This is a genomic window from Streptomyces sp. 1-11, from assembly GCF_007176755.1.
Classification (GTDB): Bacteria; Actinomycetota; Actinomycetes; order Streptomycetales; family Streptomycetaceae; genus Streptomyces.
Map to the genome: position 1 here is coordinate 1 of NZ_BJTV01000028.1, position 24,232 is coordinate 24,232.

14 protein-coding genes are annotated in these 24,232 nt (G+C 68.8%); 10 read left to right on the forward strand and 4 right to left on the reverse strand.

What is annotated here, in order from left to right:
- Positions 1 to 349: 349 nt before the first annotated feature.
- Complete coding sequence (locus TNCT1_RS34415; protein WP_143640074.1) at positions 350 to 1,549, reverse strand: cysteine desulfurase-like protein; 1,200 nt, start codon at positions 1,547 to 1,549, stop codon at positions 350 to 352.
- Between the two features lie 110 nt (positions 1,550 to 1,659).
- Between TNCT1_RS34415 and TNCT1_RS34420 the strand changes: the two genes are divergently transcribed.
- The 3 genes from TNCT1_RS34420 to TNCT1_RS34430 all read left to right on the forward strand — a co-directional run bounded on the left by TNCT1_RS34420 (position 1,660) and on the right by TNCT1_RS34430 (position 4,197).
- A complete protein-coding gene (locus tag TNCT1_RS34420) occupies positions 1,660 to 2,583 on the forward strand; it encodes a LysR family transcriptional regulator (RefSeq protein WP_143640076.1) in 924 nt (307 codons plus the stop codon).
- Positions 2,584 to 2,651: 68 nt separating this feature from the next.
- Complete coding sequence (locus tag TNCT1_RS34425) at positions 2,652 to 3,314, forward strand: Type 1 glutamine amidotransferase-like domain-containing protein (RefSeq protein WP_143640124.1); 663 nt, start codon at positions 2,652 to 2,654, stop codon at positions 3,312 to 3,314.
- Between the two features lie 34 nt (positions 3,315 to 3,348).
- Entirely contained in the window at positions 3,349 to 4,197 is an 849-nt protein-coding gene (locus TNCT1_RS34430) for a class I SAM-dependent methyltransferase (RefSeq protein WP_143640078.1), read from the forward strand.
- A 150-nt stretch (positions 4,198 to 4,347) separates the two neighbouring features.
- Here TNCT1_RS34430 and TNCT1_RS34435 read toward each other — a convergent pair whose 3' ends face one another.
- Both TNCT1_RS34435 and TNCT1_RS34445 read right to left on the reverse strand, forming a co-directional pair.
- Complete coding sequence (locus TNCT1_RS34435; protein ID WP_143640080.1) at positions 4,348 to 4,749, reverse strand: TraR/DksA C4-type zinc finger protein; 402 nt, start codon at positions 4,747 to 4,749, stop codon at positions 4,348 to 4,350.
- 246 nt (positions 4,750 to 4,995) lie between these two features.
- Positions 4,996 to 5,352, reverse strand: a complete 357-nt coding sequence (locus TNCT1_RS34445; protein ID WP_143640082.1) for a carboxymuconolactone decarboxylase — start codon at positions 5,350 to 5,352, stop codon at positions 4,996 to 4,998.
- 313 nt (positions 5,353 to 5,665) lie between these two features.
- On the opposite strand from TNCT1_RS34445, the gene TNCT1_RS34450 reads away from it, so the two are divergent.
- The 6 genes from TNCT1_RS34450 to TNCT1_RS34480 all read left to right on the forward strand — a co-directional run bounded on the left by TNCT1_RS34450 (position 5,666) and on the right by TNCT1_RS34480 (position 14,110).
- The gene (locus tag TNCT1_RS34450; RefSeq protein ID WP_235903047.1) at positions 5,666 to 5,989 is read left to right on the forward strand and encodes a hypothetical protein; all 324 of its coding nucleotides are present in this window, start codon (positions 5,666 to 5,668) and stop codon (positions 5,987 to 5,989) included.
- A 197-nt stretch (positions 5,990 to 6,186) separates the two neighbouring features.
- Complete coding sequence (locus tag TNCT1_RS34455) at positions 6,187 to 6,759, forward strand: GNAT family N-acetyltransferase (protein ID WP_143640086.1); 573 nt, start codon at positions 6,187 to 6,189, stop codon at positions 6,757 to 6,759.
- A 461-nt stretch (positions 6,760 to 7,220) separates the two neighbouring features.
- On the forward strand, positions 7,221 to 9,062 hold the full coding sequence (asnB, locus tag TNCT1_RS34460) for an asparagine synthase (glutamine-hydrolyzing) (protein WP_143640088.1): 1,842 nt from the start codon (positions 7,221 to 7,223) through the stop codon (positions 9,060 to 9,062).
- A gap of 369 nt (positions 9,063 to 9,431) precedes the next feature.
- Positions 9,432 to 11,069, forward strand: a complete 1,638-nt coding sequence (gene abc-f, locus TNCT1_RS34465; RefSeq protein ID WP_143640090.1) for a ribosomal protection-like ABC-F family protein — start codon at positions 9,432 to 9,434, stop codon at positions 11,067 to 11,069.
- 79 nt (positions 11,070 to 11,148) lie between these two features.
- The gene (locus TNCT1_RS34475; RefSeq protein WP_143640094.1) at positions 11,149 to 12,822 is read left to right on the forward strand and encodes an ABC-F family ATP-binding cassette domain-containing protein; all 1,674 of its coding nucleotides are present in this window, start codon (positions 11,149 to 11,151) and stop codon (positions 12,820 to 12,822) included.
- Positions 12,823 to 13,666: 844 nt separating this feature from the next.
- Positions 13,667 to 14,110, forward strand: a complete 444-nt coding sequence (locus tag TNCT1_RS34480) for a hypothetical protein (protein ID WP_235903048.1) — start codon at positions 13,667 to 13,669, stop codon at positions 14,108 to 14,110.
- Positions 14,111 to 14,649: 539 nt separating this feature from the next.
- On the opposite strand, the gene TNCT1_RS34485 is transcribed toward TNCT1_RS34480, so the two are convergent.
- A complete protein-coding gene (locus TNCT1_RS34485; protein WP_235903049.1) occupies positions 14,650 to 15,144 on the reverse strand; it encodes a hypothetical protein in 495 nt (164 codons plus the stop codon).
- A gap of 1,304 nt (positions 15,145 to 16,448) precedes the next feature.
- Here TNCT1_RS34485 and TNCT1_RS34490 point away from each other — a divergent pair.
- Positions 16,449 to 24,194, forward strand: coding sequence for a DNRLRE domain-containing protein (locus TNCT1_RS34490; RefSeq protein WP_308789301.1), 7,746 nt, complete (start codon positions 16,449 to 16,451; stop codon positions 24,192 to 24,194).
- Positions 24,195 to 24,232 lie beyond the last annotated feature (38 nt).

A 24,232-nucleotide genomic window follows, 5' to 3' on the forward strand; every position in this document is an offset into this window, starting at 1 on the left:
TGACGTACTATTAGCCTCTCCGGGTGACATCCCGACCCCACCTCACCCCACCACCCCCGCGCGTCGCACCCCACCCCACCCCCCACCCCGTGCTACACACCCACACCCCCCACCGACCGACAGCCACCCCCACGACAGCACCGCTGAGCCCCAGACAGCGGCCCCCAGGCATGACACAGCGACGAACCACGACCAGCCGCGTCCTCATGGGCATGACGTACCACAAGCCCGATCACAAGCCCGCTCACGACCCGCTGTGAAACAACGAGCCCAGCTCTCCCCGGCGTTACGCCACCGACTACGCCACCGCGCCGACCAGATGTTCCGCTACCGACTCAGCCAGCGGGGATCAGAGGAACTCGGCGAGCCCGTCCAGGAAGCGGGCCACCTCGTCGCTGGTGTTGTAGGCGGCCAGGCCCACGCGCAGGGCGGGGTCTTCCAGTTTGAGCGCGGTGAAGGGTTCGTAGGCGTAGAACGACCCGGCCGGTGCCACCACCCCGCGTGCGGCCAGGTGTGCCTGAGCCTCGCGGGCGTCGCGGCCTTCGACGGTCATCAGGAGCGTCGGGGTGCGGTCGGATGCCTTCGAGTGCAGGGTGACGGCGTCACCGAGGGACTCCAGCCCTTCCTCCAGCCGTGCGCGCAGCGTCAGTTCGTGCTCGTGCGTGGACCCGAGGGAGCGGGTGAGGCGCTCCCTGCGCGAGGCCCCCGTGCCCGGGTCCAGCTCGGCGAGGAAGTCGACGGCGGCTGCGGCGCCCGCCAGGATCTCGTACGGCAGTGTGCCGAACTCGAACCGCTCCGGCACGGCGTTCGAGGACGGCACGAGCTTGTCCGGGCGCAGGGTTTCGAGAAACTCGGGCGCCGCCGCGAGGACCCCGCAGTGCGGTCCGAAGAACTTGTAGGGCGAGCAGACGAACAGGTCGGCCCCGAGTGCGGGTACGTCCACGAGGTGGTGGGCGGCGTAGTGAACGCCGTCCACGTACACCAGAGCGCCCACTTCATGGGCGCGGTCGGCGATCCGGCGGACGGGCGGCTTGGTGCCCAGCACGTTCGAGGCCGCCGTGACCGCGACCAGCCGGGTCCGGGACGTCAGGGCCCGCTCGTACGAGTCGAGGTCGAGCTCCATGGTCTCCGGGAGAATCTCGATCCAGCGGACCGTCACTCCGGCGCGCTCGGCGGCCTGGACCCAGGGACGGACGTTGGCGTCGTGGTCGAGGCGGCTGAGGACGATCTCGTCCCCCGCGCTCCAGGTCTTGGCCAGGTGGCGGGAGAAGTCGTATGTCAGCTGCGTGGCGCTGCGGCCGTGGACGATGCCGCTCGCCGGCATGTTCAGCAGATCGGCGTAGGCGGCGCGGAAGTCCGTGACGACGCGCTCGGCGTTGAGTTCCGACGGGCTGACGGTGCCCCGGTTGGACAGCGGGCCGATCATGGTGGCGGCGATGGCGTCGGCCACGGAGCGAGGAGTCTGCGTTCCGCCCGGACCGTCGAAGAAGGCGAGCCCCGCGGCGAGGGAGGGGAACTTGGCTCGCAGGGCGGTGAGGTCGATGGCCATGTGGTCCCTGCTTTCTGTCGGGCGGAGTGCCTCGCGTCGGCGTGCATCTACTCTGACGTCGATCTTGAGACACGTAAAGCGATGGATTTCGAAGAGAAGGTTCATGGATCGTGAAGGCTCAGCCGGATCTGAAGCTCCTGGCCACCTTCCTGGCCGTCGTACGCCGCGGCTCGATGGCCGAGGCCGCGGCCGAGCTCGGCTACGTGCCCTCGGCGGTGTCCCAGCACATCGCCGTGCTCGAACGCGACATGGGCGTCGAACTGATCACCCGCCGCCCCGGAAGCCGGCTGATCCTCACCGCGGCCGGCCGCTCCCTGGCCGGGGCGGCCGAGACGCTCTTCGACGCGACCGCGCGCTTCCAGGACGCAGCGCACGCCATCGCGAACCGTGAGATCGCCGAACTACGCGTCGGCACCTACCCCAGCGCCATGACGTACCTCCTCCCCCAGGTCCTGTCCACGCTCAGGGCTCGCCGTCCCGGTCCCCGGATCCGTCTGGTCGTCGTGGAGACGGACGAGGGGGTGCCGCGGGTGAAGTCGGGGGACATCGACCTGCTCGTGGCCTACCGCTACCTGCCCGAGGACCCGCCGGCTCCGTCCGACGCCTTGACGACCACCCTTCTGGGGCGCGAACCGCTGGTGCTGGTCGCGGGTACCGAGCCGGGACGCCGAAACCCGGTGGAGCTGGCCGAATGCCTGGAACGGGAATGGGTCTCGGGCCACGCCCGCAATCCCGACCGGCGTCTGCTGCACCGCTGGGCCGGAGAGCTCGGCATCGCGCCGCAGGTCACGCTCGAGACCGATGACCTGCACAGCATGCTGGCCATGATCCGCGCCGGTCTCGCGGTGGGCCTGATCCCGGCGACGCTCCTCGGAGCGGGACACGACGCCGGAGTCGAGGTGGTGGTCATGCCGCCCGGCGTCACATCGCTCCACCGGGAGATCCTCGCCGTCAGCAGACCCGGTGACCGCCCGCCGCTACTCGACGAGCTGGTCACGCTCCTGGCCGATGCCGTGGACAGCGCGCAGGCGTGAGAGAAGTATGACGGGGCCGGCCGGCCGTACAGGCTGGTCACGCCGCCGCATGTCTCAGGAAGGCCATGATGAAGCTTCTCCTCACCGACTCCGGTGTCAGGAACGCGAGCATCCAGGGTGCGCTGGTCGACCTCCTGGGCAAGCCGATCGCCGAGTCCAGTGCTCTCTGCATCCCCACGGCGGGGTACGGGGCTCCCGACGCCGATCCGGGCGGGCCGTGGCGGTTCGTCAGCGGACGGTCCCCCAGCCCTATGACCGGGCTGGGGTGGAAGTCGGTGGGCGTGTTGGAGCTCACCGCGCTGCCCAGCATCGAGGAGGCGCGCTGGGTGTCCTGGATCCGCGAGGCCGACGCCCTGCTGGTCAATGGCGGTGACGCACTCTACCTGTGTCACTGGATGCGGGAGTCCGGGCTGGCTGAACTTCTGCCGTCGCTGCCCGACACGGTCTATGTGGGACTCAGCGCCGGGAGCATGGTGATGACGCCCCGTATCGGAGAGGAGTTCGTGGGCTGGGAGCCACCGGCCGGCGGCGACAGCACCCTGGGCGTGGTGGATTTCTCGATCTTCCCGCACCTGGATCATCCGGACTGTCCGGAGAACTCCATGGCCGCGGCGGAACGGTGGGCGGCCAGGATCGCGGGTCCGGCGTACGCGATCGACGAGCAGACCGCGATCAAGGTGACCGACGGCGCCGTCGAAGTGGTCTCCGAGGGCCACTGGAAGCAGTTTTAGCACTCTCGCCAGGCCAACCGTCTAGGCTGGTGCGGTGACTGAGGGGCAGGAGCGCGCGCAGCCGTCGGGAGTGTGGGCCACGGCGGTGGGGGTGGCCAGGGTGCGGGCGCTGGAGACCGAGCGGGAGAACGCGCTGTTCCGCGACCCGCTGGCACAGGCCTTCGCCGCCGCCGGCGGCCTGTGGCCCTCCTCGCCGCCGCCCGTGGACGAGGCCGCGCGACGCCGTCGACTGGCCGTGTCCCTCTCCATCGTCATCCGGACGAAGTTCCTCGACGACCTGTTGCGGCAGGCCTCCGCGTCCGGGGTCAGGCAGGTCGTGCTGCTCGGCGCCGGCATGGACAGCCGGGCGTTCCGGATCAACTGGCCCGAGGGCACCCGGCTGTTCGAGGTCGACACCGCCGCGCCGCTGGACTTCAAGGCGTCGGTGCTGCGCCAGGAACGGGCCGTCGCGCGCTGCGAGCGGATCACCGTCGCGGTGGATCTGCGTGAGGACTGGCCGGGCGCGCTGGCCGCCGCGGGGCATGATCCGGCCGTACCGACCGCGTGGATCGCCGAAGGGCTGCTGATCTATCTGCCCGAGGAGGCGGTGGAGCTGCTGCTGGCCCGGATCAGCGCGCAGTCGGCGGCAGGCAGTCGGCTGGGGCTGACATTGGGCTCGCGTGGTGTGATCGAGCGCTTCGGCACGGAAGCCGCGCCGGGTTCGGCGGCGTCCATGTGGGTCTCGGAGATGCCCGACGACCCGGTGGGCTGGCTGGCCCGGCACGGCTGGGAGGCCGAGAGCCACACCCTGCGCGAGCGCGCTGCCGCCTACGGCCGCCCGATCAGCACCCCTCCGCAGCACGACGAGGGGCCCGGCGGGTTGGTCTCGGCGGTCCGCAGGTAGAGCGCCTCCCGGTTGCCCAGGTGATCGATGCCGAGGTTCGTGATCGCCGGTGCCCCCGGTAGGGCCTGCGCGAAGGCGTCGTCCTTGGCCTTCGGGGCGAGCCGGGCACATCGAGGGTGCGTGGTTGTGACTGCCGAACGCCGGCCGGCGTCAAGCGCGGCGTGGGTCGGCCTCGGCGCAGTGGACGCAGGTGGTCGCCGCCGGCCGGATCTCCAGGCGTTCGGGCGGTATCGTGCCGCCGCAGCCGTCGCACCGGCCGTACTGTCCCCGTTCGAGTCGTTCCAGTGCGCGGTCCAGTTCTTCCAGGTGCTCGCGTGTCTGCGCCATCAGGGCGGCGACGTGGGCCCGCTCGAAGGCGGTGGTGCCCCCTTCGGGGTCGTGCTCGTCGTCCACCGCGACCAGCGCGTTCGCGGCAACGATTCCGTCGAAGTCACGGCTCAGCGCGGCCGCCCGGGCGAGGGTGTCGGCGCGGTCGGCCGCGAGCCGTGCCCGGGCGGTCGCGGAGGCGGACGGGGCGGGCCCGTCATGGCCGTACGGAGGTACTTCTCCCATGCCGGGACAACGCACATTCACGGGCTCCGATTCCCGGCCGTTTCCGGCATCCGCCTCCTGGTCGTGCCCGGCATCCGCTTCCCGGCCGTGCCCGGCGTCCGCCTCCTGGTCGTGCCCGGCGTCCGCCTCCTGGTCGTGCCCGGCGTCCGCTTCCCGGTCGTGCTCGGCATCCCACCGCTGCCTCAGCGCATGCTGCGCGTGCTGCGCGTGCTGCGCGTGTCGGCTCAAGCGGCGGCCAGGGATTCTTCAGGAGGCGGTGCGGCTGTCGGCTTCGGCCTGGGCGATGGCTTCGGCCTCGCTGTCGGCCAGGTCGAGGGCGACACCGAACGCTTGCGCTATGTGACCCGCGGCCGACATGACCCGTGCCGTCCCTACGACGGGGGCTATGGCGACGAGCAGGTCTTGCAGCTGGTCGACCGTGAACTCGGCCTTGATCGCGGGGTTGATGTGGGCCAGGTAGGAGATCGCCGGTGCGTCCATCGCCACAAGCGCGGCGATGCGGGAGAGGATGAGCGTCCGCTCGTCCATGTGGCAGTGCTCGATGGAGTCGATCGTCATGGCGGCGATCGTGTCGAGTACCGGGGTCTCATGTGCAGTAGCCATGGCCGGCCCGCCTCCTTGCGATGATGGGAACTAAGACGCCACCCGCTCAAGCGGGAACCCGTCTTGCGCAACCGGAGTTGCCACTCAAGCGTAGGCATGCCCGGCTCGTGGCGCGCGCCGAGCCGGGCTGCTGGACTGCTGGACTGAGCACGGCGTTCCAGCAGACTTCCTCGCACCCGGATGGAACGGGTGAGCGACGGCCCGCCAACGCCGGGTGCACGGGCCCGCAGGGGCGAAGTGCTCCTCTGAAGTTCCTCAAGTCGTCTGGCGCGCTTGGGACATGACCGCCAGGCTCGTCCTCGTGACAGGAATCATGGGACTGAGCAAGAAGAGCGACCTCGTGCTGACCGTCCGGGACACGGACGTGGTCGCGGCCGCCCTGCGCCAGGCACTGGCGCAGGCCTCGGCCCAGGAGCGTCCCGGTCTGGAACGCGCCGTCGCACTCGTCGAAGCCACCGCCGCCGAGACCGATAGCGGACTGCGCGCCCGCTGGGTACGCGCCCGGCTCGCCGCCGTCGGTTTCACCGGCGACATCGCCTCGGTGGCGGCGGTGAAGGCACTGCGCCAGGCGGAGCCGAGGCTGAGCTTGCTCGCGGCGGTGGGGCTGCAGAAGGAGGCAGTGGCCCACCCGGAGTGATCCGGCAGGCCCGCACCCCACGCATCTCCAGTACCGCCTTCGTGCCCGCACCAAAAAATCGGGAGGGGGGCATGGCGTGCCCCGGTGCCCGGCATCGATCGCACGGCCCACCGTGCCGCAAACCCGCCACGGAATGGGACCGACTCGATCGCCGGCCCCGGTGCGAAAGGGCCACGGCACTGGGCAGGATCAATGCCATGGACTACCGACGTGCCGTCGCGGCCGATGCTCCGGCCATGGCCGAGCTCTTCGCGGCCAATCATCACGACGCGCTCACGGAGCGGGAGCGTGCGCGGCAGGGCTTCGTACAGGGGGACCTCGGTGCCGAGGCACTGCGCTCGATGGCCGTCGGCGGGAGCCTGCTGGTCGCGGACGACGACGGACGGCTGGCCGGGCTGCTCGGACTGGCGTCTCCCAAGGACTTGCCCAGTGCGCCCCCGCCGGTCCGTGCACTGCTGGACGCGCAGGATGCGCTGGTGTGGCGAGGACGTCCGCTGCGTTCCACGCCCTTCCTGCTGTACGGGCCCGTGGTGGTGGCCGCCGACTACCGTGGGAAGGGGGTGGGCCGGGGACTCTTCACCGCGGCGCTCCGGGCGGCATCAGGACGGGCCGATGTGATGGTCGCCTTCATCGAACTGGCCAACCAGGCGTCGTGGCACATCCACGTGGACGGGTTCGGCATGGTCCCCCTGGGAGAGTTCACCCTTGGCGACCGTGCCTACGGTGTCGTCGGCGCATCCACCCGACCCGCGGCGACACCGGCCACCTGAGCTTCCACGATCACCCCCCTCCACGCGCGTCGGCCAGCCGCGCGTCGGCGCTGCGCGCGCGCCGGGCGTCAGCACCCGTCCATGTACGTGATCGTCCGCATGCCGGATGCGGCCTGCGCAGGGCCTTCGTGGCGGCCGGCCGCTCGGTCGAAGTGCCGGAACGGTTCATGACTGCGAAGCTGTAACGGACATCTTGCTTGGGGAAGTTTTTGCCTGTGACCGGTTCCCGACGCCCGCGACCAGGTGGCACGGCGGTTCGTGGATTTCGCGGAGGCAAAACGCGGCTGAAATCATGACGGCCGGAGTGCCGAGCGTATTACGGCCGCGTTGACCGGCGCCGAGTGCCTGGCGGACGCTCGTCACATAGGTGCTCGATACAACCGGTTTTCCGGTCGGCCCCGAAGACCCCGAAGCCGCAGACCAGCGACGGGGCGGCGGGCGACCGGAGCAGGAGGTAGCGCATGTGCGGCATCACCGGATGGGTTTCCTACGACCGTGACCTCACCACCGAGGCCACCGCATTGCACGCGATGACCGAGACCATGGCCTGCCGGGGCCCGGACGACCGCGGCGTCTGGACGGAGGGGCCCGCCGCCCTGGGACACCGCCGGCTCGCCATCATCGACCTGCCCGGCGGCCGCCAGCCGATGTCCGCCCCGACCCCCGAGGGGACCGTCGCCCTGGTCTACTCCGGGGAGGCCTACAACTTCACCGAGCTGCGCCGGGACCTGAAGGACCGCGGCCACACGTTCACCACCGACTCCGACACCGAGGTGGTCCTGCACGGCTACCTCGAATGGGGTGACGCCGTCGCCGAACGGCTCAACGGCATGTACGCCTTCGCCGTCTGGGACGGCCGCCACGACAAGCTGGTGATGATCCGCGACCGCATGGGCATCAAGCCGTTCTACTACTACCCGACTCCGGACGGCGTCCTGTTCGGCTCCGAGCCCAAGGCCATCCTCGCCAACCCGCTGGCCCGCCACCGCGTCACCCTCGACGGGCTGCGCGAACTGTTCGTGATGGTCAAGACGCCGGGGCACGCCGTCTGGGACGGCATGCGCGAGGTGGAGCCCGGCACGGTCGTCACCGTCGACCGGTCCGGCCTGACCACCCGTGTCTACTGGCGGCTGGAGACCCGCCCCCACCCGGACGACCGTGACACCACCGTGGCCACCGTGCGGACCCTCCTGGACGACATCGTGCGCCGTCAGCTCGTCGCCGACGTGCCGCGCTGCACCCTGCTCTCCGGCGGTCTCGACTCCTCCGCCATGACCGCGCTCGCCGCCCGGCAACTGGCCGCACAGGGCGAGAAGGTGCGCAGCTTCGCCGTGGACTTCGTCGGCCAGACGGACAACTTCGTCGCCGACGAACTGCGGGGCACCCCCGACACCCCGTTCGTCCACGACGTGGCCCGGCTCGCCGGCACCGATCACCAGGACATCGTGCTCGACGCCGCCGCCCTCGCCGACCCCGCCGTGCGCCGGCAGGTGATCCGGGCCCGCGACCTGCCCGCCGGGTTCGGTGACATGGACACCTCGCTGCTGCTCCTCTTCCGCGCCGTCCGGCAGAAGTCCACGGTGGCCCTGTCCGGCGAGTCCGCCGACGAGGTCTTCGGCGGCTACCTGCAGTTCTTCGACGAGGAGGCACGCCGCGCCGACACCTTCCCGTGGCTGGCGACCATGGGACGCCACTTCGGCGAGGACGCCGAGGTACTCCGTGCCGACCTCACCAAGTCCCTCGACCTGGAGGGGTACGTCGCCGACGGCTACCGCACCGCCGTCGCCGCCGTCGACCGGTCGGACGGCGAGAGCGACTTCGAGTACCGCATGCGGCAGATCAGCCACATGCACCTGACCCGCTTCGTCCGCGTCCTGCTCGACCGCAAGGACCGGATGAGCATGGCCGTCGGCCTCGAGGTCCGGGTGCCGTTCTGCGACCACCGGCTGGTCGAGTACGTGTACAACGCCCCGTGGGCGCTGAAGTCCTTCGACGGCCGCGAGAAGAGCCTGCTGCGCGAAGCGACCGCGGACGTACTGCCACGCTCGGTCTACGACCGGGTGAAGAGCCCGTACCCGTCCACCCAGGACCCGCGGTACGCCCGCGCCCTGCAGGAGCAGGCCAAGGAACTCCTCGCCCGTCCCGCCCACCCCGTCTTCGACCTCGTGGACCCGGACCGGGTCCGGCGGGCCGCGGAACGCGAGGCACCGGTCAGCACACAGGCGGCCCGACGCGGTCTGGAACGCACCCTCGACCTCGCGGGATGGCTCGACCTGTACTCCCCCGAGATCACCCTTCACTGAACCCCGCGACCCCAGCCGGCCGCCCCCGCCGCGGACTGCCACCGCCAGGGCTGCCACCAGCACACCGTCACCGACCTGAGCGGTCCCGGCGGTGACATGCCTCCTTAATGAGCTGTCGACCGGAAGGGCGGCTGGGTTACCCTGTCGGCGACGTCGACCGTGTGTCGACGTCTGCCCTGTACCGAGAACGAGGAGTCGCAGACGTGGCGGGTGACGACGACATCTCCGGGTGAGACCCGGATCTGACGGCCACCGGCCGGCGCTCAGGAGCGCTGCCGCCGAGGTGGTCCGTTTCGTCGTACCCCTTTTCCCACGTCTGCCTGGGGCAGAGCTCTGCGCTCCGCCCGCAACCCGTTCGAGGTCATCTTCATGTCCGACACCGCTTCCGTCGTCTGCTCCGGCCTGTCCTTCGCCTGGCCCGACGACACCCCGGTCTTCCATGACCTGTCCTTCGCTCTGCCCGCCGGCCGCACCGGCCTGGTCGCCCCCAACGGCTCCGGCAAGAGCACCCTGCTCAAACTGATCGCCGGTGAACTCCGGCCCACCGCCGGTTCGTTGACGGTGGGCGGCACACTGGGCTACCTCCCGCAGAGCCTGCCGCTGACCGGTGACCTCACCGTCGCCGAGGTGCTCGGCGTCGCCGCGGTGATCCGCGCGCTGGACGCCGTCGAGTCGGGCGACGTCGGCGAGGAGCACTTCGCGACCATCGGCGACGACTGGGACATCGAGGAGCGCACCCACGCCCAGCTCGACCGCCTTGGCCTGGCCGACCTCACCCTGGACCGGCCCCTGAGCACGCTCAGCGGCGGACAGGTGGTGTCCCTCGGTCTCGCCGCCCAGTTGCTGCGGCGCCCCGACGTCCTCCTCCTCGACGAGCCCACCAACAACCTCGACCTCCAGGCCCGGCACAAGCTCTACGCCGTGCTGTCGGACTTCACCGGCTGCCTGCTGCTGGTCAGCCACGACCGCGCCCTGCTCGACCGCATGGACCGCATCGCAGAGCTGAACAGCGGCGAACTGCGCTTCTACGGCGGCAACTTCACCGCCTACGAGGAGGCCGTGCACGCCGAGCAGGAGGTCGCGGAGAAGAACGTCCGCAACGCCGAGCAGGAACTCAAGCGCGAGAAGCGGGAGATGCAGCAGGCCCGTGAACGGGCCGAGCGCCGTGCGAGCAACGCCGCCCGCAACCTCAAGAACGCCGGCCTGCCCCGCATCTTCGCCGGCAACATGAAGCGCGGCGCGCAGGAGTCGGCGGGCCGGGCCGGCCAGACGCACGCGGCCCGCGTCGGCGAGGCGAAGGCCCGCCTCGACCAAGCAGGACGCGCGCTGCGCGATGAGCAGCGCATCACCCTGGACCTGCCGGACACCCAGGTCCCCGCCGGGCGCACCCTCTTCTCCGGGGCGAAGATGCAGGTCTGCCTCGGAGACCGTGACGTGTTCGCCCCGGGTGGCGTGGAGTTGAGCATTCGCGGCCCTGAGCGGATCGCGCTGACCGGGCCCAACGGCGCGGGGAAGAGCACCCTGTTGCGTCTGGTCACCGGTGACCTCGCCGTGGACGAAGGGGAGATCCGGCGCAACGACGGCCGGATCGCCTACCTCTCGCAGCGTCTGGACCTGCTGGATCTGGACCGCACGGTGGCGGAGAACTTCGCCGCGTTCGCGCCGGAGCGGCCCGAGGCGGAGCGGATGAACCTGCTCGCCCGGTTCCTCTTCCGGGGCTCGCGGGCCCACCTGCCGGTCCGCGTGCTGTCCGGCGGCGAACGGCTGCGCGCCACCCTGGCCTGCGTACTGTGTGCCGAACCGGCGCCCCATCTGCTGCTGCTCGACGAACCCACCAACAACCTGGACCTGGTCAGCGCCGGCCAGCTGGAGAGCGCGCTCGACTCCTACCGGGGCGCGTTCGTGGTGGTCAGCCATGACGAGCGGTTCCTCGCCGGGATCGGGGTGAACCGTTGGCTGCGGCTGGCCGACGGTACGTTGGAGGAGACGGGAGCGCCGGTGGGGTGAGCCGCCGGTGTGCGCAGTCGCTCGCGTCCGAGGCTCCGTGCCCGGCGGGCCCCTCACCGATCACGTTGGACGGTTCCTCGTGCCCCACCCCGCTCTGCTCGCCCACGACATCGTCCGCAGCCTGGGCGGCCGCCGTATCCTCGACGGCATCTCCCTGACCGCCTCCCCCGGCCACCGGATCGGCCTGATCGGGGAGAACGGCGTCGGCAAGTCCACCCTGCTGCGGGTGCTCGCCGGCGTGGACGAACCCGACGCCGGAAGCGTCATCCGCCCGCCCGACCTCGGTTTCCTCCATCAGGAGATGCCGTACGACACGGACACCACCATCGCCGCCGTACTGGACGAGGCACTGCGCGAGGCCCGGGAGGACCTCGCGGAACTGGACCGACTCGGCGAGGAACTCGCCCGCGTCCCTTCCGGCGACCCCGGCCACCAAGCCCTCCTCGACGCGTACGGCAAGCGCCTGGAGCAGGCTCAGCACCGGGAGTCCTGGGACGCCGACCGTCGCGCGGCCCAGGTCCTGGACGGCCTGGGCCTGGGCGCGTTCGGGCACGACCGCACGCTCGGTTCGCTCTCCGGCGGGCAGCGCGGCCGGCTGGCCCTGGCCGCCCTGCTCGTACGGCGGCCGTCGGCGCTGCTGCTCGACGAGCCGACCAACCACCTCGACGACGGGGCGGCCGCGTTCGTGGAGGAGCAACTGCGCGGCCTGCCCGGAACGGTGGTCGTCGCCAGCCACGACCGGGCGTTCCTCGACGCCGTGTGCACCGATCTGATCGACCTCGATCCGGCGGTGGACGGTCCGGTCCGCTACGGCGGGAACTACAGCGCCTATCTGTCTCGCAAGCGTGCCGAGCGGGAGCGCTGGGAGCGGCGGTACGCCGAGGAGCAGGAGGAACTGGCGGCGCTGCGGCGATCGGCGAGCGTCACCGCGCACCGGGTCGCGCCGGACCGGGGCCCCACCGACAACGAGAAGATGGGCTACGGCCACCGGAGCGGCCGGGTTCAGCAGCAGATCTCCCGCCGGGTCCGCAACGCCACCCGGCGGCTGGCGGAACTCGAGCGCGCCCAGGTCACCGAGCCACCCCGCCCGCTGCGGTTCGCGGCGCCCGGGGAACTGGCCGCGCCCAGCGAGGAGGAGGCGCCGCCGCTGGTGTCGTTGCGGGACGTGCGGGTGCCCGGGCGACTCGCGCTGGAGGGCCTGAAGGTGTCGGCGACGGACCGGCTGCTGGTCACCGGCGGCAACGGGGCGGGCAAGTCGACGCTGCTCGCTGTACTGGCGGGACGCCTCGCGGCCGAGGGCGAGGTGCGGCGGGGTGCCGGCCTGACGGTGGGACTGCTGGACCAGGACACGGTGTTCGAACGAGGCGGACGTACGGTCCGGGACACGTATGAGGCGGCGCTGGGCCCCGCGCGGGCCGAGAAGGTACCGCTCAGCTCCCTCGGTCTGCTGCATGAGGCTGACCTGGGAAAACCGGTGGAACACCTGTCCGTGGGCCAGCGTCGGCGGCTGGCGCTGGCGCTGCTGGTGGCCCGCCCGCCCCAGCTGCTGCTGCTCGACGAGCCGACCAACCACCTCTCCCCGCGCCTGTGCGACGAACTGGAGGAGGCGCTGGGCACCGGCCCGGGTGCGATCGTCGTGGCGAGCCACGACCGCTGGCTGCGCAGGAGGTGGCGGGGCCGGGAGATCCGCCTGGGGGCGGGGCGGGAGGCTCTACATGCCCCGGTCGCCCGGGCGATGCGGCGCCGGAACTGAAGGATGCTGCGACCGGACGGGCGACGCCCGAGCGCTCCCGGCCGTGGTCCTCGACGTGACGACCACGCCATCGGTGGGCGGCGCCCTAGCCGGACGCCGGGCCTGCGGAGATGCTCAGTCGGTCGTGATGCCAGTCGGACCTCATCGTCCAACGGCGCTGTGGACAACGCATCGCCCGAACATTCGGGATCTCGCCTTGCGCGCTCCCGAGAAGTACGTCGACCATGCCCATCTCGAACTTGTAAGTAGTCACCGGCCCGAAGGACGCGCACCACCACAGCCGCTTGACCCAGTCGTGAAGACTCCGCCGACCGCGATCACAAGTGCGGCGTGCATGATGACGCAGTGCAAACACTTCTGGTCAAGCGCGGACGACGGGGGAATCGTGGCCTGGCCGCGCGGTGACCTCCTCGGCTGGTTCGCCTTCTGTCAGGGCCACCGGCAACGGGCGTCCTGCCGCACTGACCAGGACCGCGAGTTCCGCGGCCACGCCGACGATCACACGGAGGTTCGCAACGCGTATCTGGTCAGTGGCGGGCAGGCGTTCGCCCGACCGGGGCACGGCACCGGGCGGCCCGGACGCAGCGCCAGCTCCTCTGCCCCGTGCGCCTACAGACTCCCTGTGTCGGCCGTGTCCACGGCGTACTCCCATGCCTCCGGCGCGGTGGTCCAGTCCAGGGCCCGGCACATCGACAGCCGTACAGGTTTTGCTTCTACTGCAGAATTTCGCGTGACATTCATCACCCACACTGGCCGTGATGTTCAAGAGCCGGGATCCGCTTTGCAAAGCGGGGGGAATGAAGGCCAAGTTCCTTCCGCTGCTGAGCGAAAGGACTGCAGCCCGATGGGCGAAACGGACAGACACGCGCCGCGCGCGAGTCAGATGCGGTCGTACGCGGCGGCCTTCGTCGCACGTGCCACCGCGCGAAGTCGGCTGCCGCTGGACTATTCGGAGCGCAGCTTGCGGCTTGTCGACTTCCTGATCGACGGGTTACGCAAGGGCGGGGCTGACGGAGAGCAGGCCCGCGATGCACTGTTCGGGCTCGGCGCGTACGTCGGTGAGGTCCTCGTGCGTCGTGCGGGAGCGACGTGGACAGACTTCGACGCCGAACAGCGCGCCTACTTCGGGCAGCCGGTCGGCGTCCGGATGCCGGACAGCCGTGTCTGGAATCCTCTGGGAAAGGTCGTCAATCGCTTCGAAGACGGCACTCCCGAAGAGTCCCTGCGGCTCTTCTACCTGACATTGCACGGCCGGACTCGCCGAGTGTGCAAAGAGCCGGCTTCCTGACCGCGACCGCCGTGGCGTCCACGCTTCCGCGGGACGCCACGGCGCTGCCGTCTCCGTCTCATGGGGTGTGCGGTGGGGCAGCGCCTTACGGGGACAGCGTGTGCCCCAGGTGTGCTCCGACAAGTGTGCCCAGCGCACTTCGGCGCAGGGCTACGGTCCTGGCGAGTTCGAAGCCGGTGTCGTCGACCGGGGTGTGGAGCAGAATGCCGCCACCGGTGTCTTCGCTCTCGGCTCCGAAGACGAGGCCGGCCCGCCCGTTGCCGGACAGGTCGGCCAGGGCGACCGCGGATCCGAAGCGGTCACCCTTCTCCGTCGAGTCGAGGACGCCGGGGGGCTCGCCTCCGCACTCGAGGGTGCCGCAGGCCGTGCCATTTCCCGGTGAGTGTAAGGGCGCGAACGCCGCTTGAGCGGGACGCCGTCGAGGCGGTTACCGGGGATGGCGGTGGCCATGGCGAGGCTCGTGCTGGTGGAGACGAGGGAACCGATGGTCAGGCAGCTCCGGCGTCCGCTACAGGGCGGTGGTGCGGGACGGGACGGGGTTAGCCCGCGGACCGGTCGGCGGCCGTGGCCTGGCCGCCGGTGGCGCCCGGGGCAGGCAGTGATCCGGCGCAGGTGGCGCGGCCGAAGCCGCCGCTCGTAGTGGCGCTCTGTGCGTGCCGGCCACGCACGGCGAGCGTACAGCGGGCCTGGCCTCCCCTTTCGCCGAGGACGATGCTGACGATCGGGTCCTGTCCGAGGGGCACATCGACCGTCTTACGCCAGGGCAGTGCGGCGGATTTGACGACGGTGGCCTTTGCGGAGCCGCTGCGGCCCTTATAGGTGATGTCGGCGGTGCCCGTGCCGGTCACCTCGTAGGTCACTGGAGCGGTGGCCACTGCGGGCTTCGGCTTGCCGGGTTCGGGTGTGAGGACGCCGTAGAGAACGAGCCCGGTGCAGGCGGCGAGTATTGCGGCGCCCGCAACCACACCCGCGCGGTCCGGCCGACGGACGAAACTTCGTTTCGCCACTCCGGCAGCTGCGGTCGAATCGGTCACCCCGGACTCCCGGATGCCGTCACCCATTAATTCCCTCCGAAAATCGGTTGCACCTGTCCTTGCAGCGAAGTCGGGGCGGTTATACATCACTACCTCCCATCCGGTCCAGCGATCAGACATACCGGCCATAACAGGCGCCGTGTTTTGACGCTATTGAACCTGATGTTGCGCCAAGTGAACCAAAAATCCGATCGCTTGACACGGTGACGGTCCTATGACTAAACCCTCAGGCCGCCGCTGCGCTTTTCTTTGGCCGTGTTTCTGCCGGGCGGGGAAGTGCAGCGGATTTTAGTCATTTCCTGAGGGAAAGGTTTGGCGTGAGACCCAGATTGGGCAGGGCGCTGGCGTGCCTCGTGGTAGCGGCGGTGACGAGTTCACTGCTGCCGCAGGCCGCCTATGCTGCCGCGTCGGTTCCAGATGGTGACGGCAAAGGGTTTGTCGACACGGTCAAGGGTTGGTTCGGGGACGGCGGAAAGGAATTGGACAAGCCGCCGTCGCACAATGAGGCGGGCGTGGCCGAGCGGCAGAAGCTGCCGAAGGGCCGGAACGCGCCGAAGGCGAAGCGTGTCGGGGAGCTGACGGGACGGCGTACGGCGAACGCCCGGTACTGGAAGCTGTCGGACGGCCGGGTACAGGCCGAGGTGTCGGTGGTGCCGACCTCGTACCGTGCCGGGAAGTCGTGGAAGGGCATCGACCCGAAGGTCGGGAAATCCACGCGGAAGGGCTTCGAGTTCGCCAACACCACCAATGCCACGCGCAGCTGGTTCGGTGACAGTGCGCGCGAACTGGTGCGGGTGGAGTCCGCCGGCGGTCATGCGGTGACCGTGGGACTGGAAGGCGCGGGCAAGACGCTCAAGCCGGTGGCCAAGGAAAACACCGTCACCTACCGAGACGCGGTCGCGGGTGCGGACCTGTCGTACGAGGTGGGTCCCGGCCGGGTGAAGGAGAACATCACCCTGGCCGAACGCCCTACCGGACCGGTGTCGTTCACGTTCACGCTGGACACGGACGGGCTTACGCCGAAGGCGGCCAAGGACGGTTCGGTCGCCTTCTACGGTGAGGCGCCACAGCCGGTGCTGGTGATCCCGGCGCCGTTCATGACGGACGCGAGGAAGGACGCCCGGTCGCCGTACGGCTTCACCTACAGCACAGCCGTCGGGCAGAAGCTGTCCCGGGACGCCCGGGGTTGGAAGCTGACCGTGACTCCGGACGCGAAGTGGCTGGCGGCGAAGGAGCGGCAGTATCCGGTCACGGTGGACCCGACGATCGCGATCGCGCCGACGCCGAGTCAGGCGCAGGACGTGATGATCTCCTCGGACGGGCCGGACACGAACTATGACGACAACTGGCGGCTATCGGTCGGCAACACGAGCACCGGCTCCTCCCGGGCCCTGCTGAGGTTCCCGCTGCCGGATGTTCCGGCCGGGACGAAGCTGGATTCGGCCGATCTGAACCTGTATTACGACCAGACGCACACCGCCGGTGACACCGAGGTGCAGCTGGAGGCGCACCGGGCCACCGCAGCGTGGAGCGAGTCGAAGGCGACGTGGAACAGCACCAAGGATCTGACCGGTGAGCTGTCGGGCACCTCGGTCCTGGTCGACGACGGTGATCCGGGCACGACGGCGGCCAAGGGCTCCTGGCCCGCATCCGGCAACACCGACTACACCCAGTACGCGGTCAACCAGGACTACCTGTACAACAAGGACACGGTGGCCGGCGACACCTACACCTGGCAGCCGAGCCTGCCGGAGGACGGTGACTACCAGGTCGAGGCGCACTACGTGCCGGCCTCGGACCGGGCCGGCAACGCGCCCTACACCGTCACGTACAGCGGCGGCAGCAAGACGTACGGCGTCGACCAGCAGGCCGGTTCCGGCGGGCGGTGGAAGACCCTGGGCACCCACTCCTTCAAGGCCGGCACGGCCGGCAAGGTGGTCCTTGGAGACGGTCCGGCCTCGGCGAGCACCGCGGTGGTCGCGGACGCGGTGCGCTTCACCAAGGGCGGTGTCGTCACCAAGCAGCCGAACCAGGTCGACGTCTGGCACTCGTTCCCGGTGACGAAGACGGTCCAGTCGTGGATCGACGGCGCGAACCCGAACTACGGGTTCGTGGTGAAAGCGGGTGACGAGTCCGCGAGCGCCCCCAAGGGCGGCCCTCGCTACGAGGGAAGCGAGTTCGCCTACGGGGACGAGACGGCGAACTACCCCCGCCTGGTACTGACCTACGGCCGGCCGGGTGTAGAGCTGAACGCCCCGACGACGATCCACGACACCGGCGCGGAGCTGAACTGGTCGGCCTACACGGACCCGTCCCCCGCCAGCGGTGACGACATCGTCGAGTACCAGGTGCACCGCTCGGTGTTCCAAACGTTCACCCCGTCGGCCGCCACACTGGTCGCGCCGGTCGCGTCTGGCACGACCGCCTACACCGACACCTCGGCGACCCCGACACCGGCGGACAGCGCCGACCCGTTCGGGCGGGCGTGCTACTACATGGTCGCCGTCAAGACCAAGGACGGCACGGTGATACCCGCGCCGACGCAGCTGGTGCGGCTGCCGAAGGCGGGCCGCACCGTCAAGGTCGTCGAAGCCGCGCAGGACACCACACTGTCATCGGCGGAGCCGAACACGGCCCACGACACGATCACCGACGGGGCACCCCAGAACTGGCTCACCGTCGGCAACAACTCGGCCACCTACGGCACCACCCGTGCGGCCCTGAAGTTCCCCGCCCTGGGCATTCCGGCCACCGGCCGGGTCCTGGACGCGACCTTGCGTCTGTGGGGCACACAGACCACCACAGACGCCAGCGGAACAGTCTATGAACTGCGCTCCCTGAAGCGCGACTTCGACGAGACCGCCACTTGGAACAAGGCGAACTCCACCACCAGCTGGACCACACCCGGCGGTGACACCGGCACAACCGTCGCGGACACGGTCGCCGGGGTGACCAACGACCCCGCACGCCACGACTGGAACGCCACTTCCCTCGTGCAGGGCTGGGTCACCGCACCGGGTGGCGACCAAGGCGTGCTGATCAAGACACAGAACGAGTCGGCCCAGCAGGAACGCACCGTCTTCCTGGCGACGGAGGCGCCCGAGAGGCGGCTGCACCCGCGGATGGTCGTCACCTACATCGACTCCACCACCGACTCGACGTACTACGCACCCGGCACTCCGGCGCGGATGACGCCGAACTCCGACTACACCGTCGACTTCACCCTCACCAACACCACCAACACCGTCTGGAAAGCCGCTGACCAGGTGCTGGCCTACACCTGGAAACTGCCCGACGGCACCGACGTCACGAACGGCGGCAACCAGGTCCAGACCGCGCTGCCCAAGGACGTCGTCCCCGGTGACACCGTCACCCTGCACGCACAGGTCAAGACCCCCATCAACTCGGCCAGCGGCAACAAGCGCACCGACTACGTCCTGACCTGGGACGTGTACGACAAGACGGCCGGGACCTGGCTGTCCGCCGGCAGCGGCGGCATACCCGGCCTGAAGCAGAACGTGGCGGTCGAGGACCCGACCTCCAACACCCTCGGGCTGGAGAAGTTCTACTCCTACACCGGCAAGAACACCGGAGCCGGCTCGACAGTGATGAACAACCTCGCCTCCGGCAACAGCGTCTGGTCCTACAACGCCTTCACCAATCCCGGACGCGGCCTGACCACGTTCGCCCGCTTCTCCTACAACTCCCTGGACACCTCGGACACCGTCCTCGGCGCCGGCTGGTCCGGACAGGCCGCCGGACCCATCCGCCTTGGCGCACCGCTGGACTTCCACCCCAACCCCCACCCCACCGAGATCCGCCTGCCCGACGGTGACGGCACCACCCACGTCTTCACCAAGAAGGACGACGGCACCTGGAAGGCCCCCGCCGGCGTTCACTACCAAGTCACCGAGAAACCCGGCCTGGACTGCACACCCAACAAGGACCCCATCCCCGACGCCTGGGCCCTGCTACGCCCGGACGGCACACGCTTCTTCTTCGGCTGCGACGGCTACCTGACCTCGACGGTCGACAAGAACGGCAACACCCAGACGTACACCTATGAGGAACGCAAGTCCAACAACAAGCCGACGAAGTTCCTCGTCTACATCACCGACCCGGCCGGCCGCCGGTCGCTGAGCGTCGACTACTACACCAAAGCCGACACCAAGACCCCGCAGATCATCGACCACGTCAAGTCGATGACCGACATCTCCGGCCGCAAGCTCGCCTTCGAGTACTCCGACAAGGGCCTGCTGACCGAGCTCACCGACGGCGCCGGGTCCGCCCAGCCGAAGGTCTTCGCCTTCACCTACGACGCCACCCAGGGCAACAAGAACGTCAAGCTGGTCACCGTCACCGACCCGCGCGGCCACGACACCAGGCTCGACTACTACGCGCCCAAGGACGGCGACGACCCCAAGTACCACTGGTGGACCAAGTCGATCACCGACCGTCTCCAGGGCACCACGGGGTTCGCCTATGCGGTCGACACGGCGAACACGAAGTTCACCGACACCACCGTCACCGACGCCGAGTCACACGCCACGAAGTACGTCACCGACGACTTCAGCCGCCCGGTACAGACGGTGAACGCCAAGTCGCAGACCACCAAGATGAGCTGGGACACCGACAACAACGTCATCTACCTGGAGGAGGACAACGGCGCGAAGACCGCATACTGCTACGAACCCAAGACGGGCTACCCACTCTGGCAGCGCGACGCGGAGAACAACAAGGCAGGTGTCCCGGACCAGACGTCCACCTGTGTCACGGACGCGTCCAAGTGGCCGGCCAACGCGGCGAAGTACGAGTACCAGACCCGCGCCGACGGCTACGCCGCCGACCTGTTCCGCAAGACCTCCCCGGAGGGGCGGGCCTGGCAGTTCGGCTACGACACCTTCGGCAACCTTAAGACGGTCACCGACCCCAAGGGTGTCGCCACGGCGACCGCCGGTGACTACACCACGGCCTACGAGTACAACTCCTACGGCGAGCAGACCAAGACGACCGACGCCAACGGAAACACCTCCACCAACGACGAGTTCGGGCCGACCGGATTCCCGAACGTGATGCGGGACGCGCTGCAGAAGGAGACGAAGTTCGTCTACGACGAGCGCGGCCAGGTCCTTCAGGTCACGGACGCGCTGCAGCACACGACCACGCAGACGTACGACACCTTCGGTCGCCCGCTGGTCCAGACGGTGCCAATGGACCAGGCGAAGGGTGACCTGATCACCACGCCGGCCCCGGAGTACGACAAGAACGACAACGTCGTCAAGTCGACCGCCCCCAACGGAGCCGTCTCCGAAGCGGTGTACGACGAGGCCGACCAGATCGTCTCGGGGACCGCGCCGAAGGACACCGCGACCTCAGGCGAGCGGCGTACCTCCTACACCTACGACAGGGTCGGTAACCTGCTGACCACGACCGAGCCGAGGGGCAATCTCACCACCGAAGCAGGCGACTTCGTCACCACCAACCACTACGACGAGATCTACCAGGTCACCTCGGTCGCCAATTCGGCCGGAGACGCGATCAGTTACCGATATGACGACGACGGCAACGTCGTGATGGTCATGGACCCGAAGAAGTCCGCCTCCGCCGATCCGGACGACTTCACCACCAAGTCCGTCTACGACCTCGACCACCGTGTCATCAGCACCACGGACGCCGCGGGGAAGACATCGAAGCAGGAGTACGACAAGGACTCCAACGTCGTCACCTCCACCGACCCGGCCGGCAACACCACGCACATCACGTACGACGAGCGTGGCAAACAGACCGAGGTCAAGACTCCGCACGACGGCAGCGGCGACTCGGTGACCTACCGGACGACGCGATTCGAGTACGACCAGGTCGGCAACACCACCAAGGTGATCACCCCGAGGGCCGTGGCCGCCGGGAGCACCGAGGCGTTCACCCAGCGCACCCAGTACGACGCACTGAACCGGCCGGTCAAGAAGTACCAGCCCTACGACCCGGCCGACGCACGCTACAACGACCCGAACGTCTACACGCAGACCGAGTATGACGAGATCGGGCGGGTGAAGTGGACTTCGCTGCCGCCGTCGGAAGGCCAGACGGTCCGTAACAAGACGACGAACGAGTACTTCGACAACGGCTGGGTGAAGTCGTCGAAGGACCCGTGGGACATCACGACGACCTACGACTACAACGACCTCGGCCAGCAGACGACCAGGACGCTGACACCCGGTGGAGAGGTGCCCTCGCCGGACAACACGTCCTCCAACCGCACGATGACGTGGGACTACTACCCCGACGGCAAGCTGAAGTCCAAAGCGGACGACGGTGTGCCGGCCGGCTGGAACACGGTCCTGGTCGACAACTCGGACACTCAGAACACCAAGGCCACAGGCATCTGGACGACGAAGGACACCGAGAGCCAGCAGGGCTACGACCACGCCGAGCACGCCGCGGGCACCGGGACGGACGCCTTCACCTGGACGCTGAACGTTCCCGCCGACGGCAGCTACAAGGCGTACGTGAAGTACCCGGCGGTGACCGGCGCGGCAACGTCCGCGAGTTACACGCTCACTCATGGCACCGCCACGGAACCCGCGGTCACCAAGAACCAGACCCAGGGCGCGGGCACGTGGGTGTCACTCGGCTCCTACACCCTGAAGCAGGGGGAGGACGCGTCGCTGAAGCTCGGCGTCTCGAGCACCGGCACCGTGGTCGCCGACGGGGTGAAGCTGGTCCGCGACAACTCCGTCGACGCCGGCAATGACAAGGAGAAGAAGAACTTCACCTACACCTACGACGTCAACGGCAACCTCACCGACATCGACGACACCTCGTCGAACACGAAGGTCGACGCCTACACGGTCACCTACACCGGACTCAACCAGGTCCAGAAGGTCACCGAGGCGCTCGCGGGTGAGGACAAGGAAGTGACGTCGTACACGTACGACGCCAACGGCCAGCCCCTGACCGTCACCCACCCCGACCAGAACTCGCTCTACGAGTACGACCTGCGCAATCAGGTCGCCAAGATCACGGTCACCGACAAGGGCGGGGACCCGAAGGTCACCCAGTACACCTACACCGACCTCGGGCAGAAGCTGAAGGAGACCAAGGACAACGGCAACACCGTCGACTACAGCTACTTCGCCGACGGCCCCGTCAAGTCGACGACGGAGAACAAGCCGAACGGCGTGCTCGTCTCCTCGCACACCTACGCCTACGACGCCAACGGCAACAAGGCGCAGGACGTCACGAAGAAGATGAACGCCGACAACCACTCGGCGTACCTGTCCTCGACGACCGACTACACCTACGACCCGGCCGACCGGCTCTCCCAGTCCGTCAAGACAGGCAACGGCGCCGCGACCGAGAAGTACGTCCACGACGACAACGCCAACGTCATCAGCCAGACGGTCAAGGACGTCACCACCACCTACACCTACGACCGCAACCGGCTCCTCACGGCGGCCACAGGTAGCGCGACGGCGAACTACAACTACGACCCCTTCGGCCGCCAGCAGTCCACCATCTCGGACGGAAAGGTCATCGGGCGCACCACCTACGACGGCTTCGACCATGTCGCCAAGTCCGAGAACATGGGCACCGGCGGCTCGTTGAAGGCGACGACGTACACGTACGACCCGCTCGACCGCACCGCGTCGGAGACCGCCGACGGCAAGACCACGGACTACAACTACCTGGGCCTCTCCAGCGAGGTGCTCGGGGAGGATGTCGCCGGCGAGCTGACAAAGTCCTACCAGTACAGCCCGTGGGGTTCACGTCTTTCCCAGGTCAAGCACAATGACGACGGCACCACGGAGGACGGCTACTACGGCTACAACTCCCACACCGACGTCGAGACCCTGACCGACGACAGCGGTGACACCAAGGCCACCTACGGCTACACCGCCTACGGCTCCGACGACAAATCCGAGTTCACCGGCATCGACAAGCCCGAGGCCACCGACCCGACGAAGGAGGAGTACAACCCCTACCGCTTCAACTCCAAGCGGTGGGATGCCAAGTCCGGCACCTACGACATGGGCTTCCGCAACTACGATCCGGGCCTCAACCGCTTCACCACCCGGGATTCGTACAACGGAGCGCTCGCCGATATGGGCCTTGGCACCGACCCGTACACCGGCAACCGGTACGCCTTCGGCAGCGGCAACCCGATCAGTGCGGTGGAGCTCGACGGTCACCTGTTCGGGCCTATCGGGGACGCTGTCAGCAGCCTCGGAAGCGTCCTGGAAGACGGTGCCGCATCTCTGGAAGGTGCTCTGTCGGGCGCTGCCGACTCGGCCGCCTCGGGGATCGCCGAAGCCGCGTCGGGCGGGGGCAGCCTGCTCAGTCGCCTGTCTCCCTGGGGCATCGCGGTATCCGTCTTCGCATGGGCGTCCCAGCCCACGGCTACCGCGCCCGGCGGCTACTCGTCGGCGCCAGGTGCCAGGCCCGACTATGACAAGGGCCTGCTGCTCACTCCGAAGACGAAGAACGAGTGGCAGCCTGGCACCGACATGTACCCCTTCACCCAGCAGGACTGCGGCAAGGGGCAGAGCATGGTGTACTACATGCCTCTTGACGGCCTGGGGCGTGCTCAGGGCGTGGATGCCTGTCTGAGCCCTGGAGGTTTCAATTACTTCAAGGGCAAGGACGCGGACGGTGTGGAGAAGTTCCCCGGGGTCCAGTCGGAGATCTGGGGAACCAGCACCTCCTGGCCGCCTTCCTACGCGCCGGACGATCGAGTCGCCGGGTACTACAGTGCTGAGGAAGCCCGAAAGACCGGAAAGGCGGCGGTCAACCGTGGCCACCTCCTGGCCAAATCGCTCGGAGGCAGCGGAACGGACCGAAGGAATTTGGTCACCCTGTACCGGAACGCGAACAGTCCGGTGATGAGCAAATTCGAGGACGAGATCGCGGGACGCCTCGCGGTCGGCGAGACGGTCTGGTATTCGGCGCGCGCCCACTACGAGGGGGACGATCCCATCCCGGTGAGTGTCTCTATATACTGGGCGAGCTCGACCGGTGAAACTGGAGGCTTCCCGGTTCCAAACGTCCCATGACGTTGACGGGTTGACTTCGGCCCTGAAGCAGTGGCCTG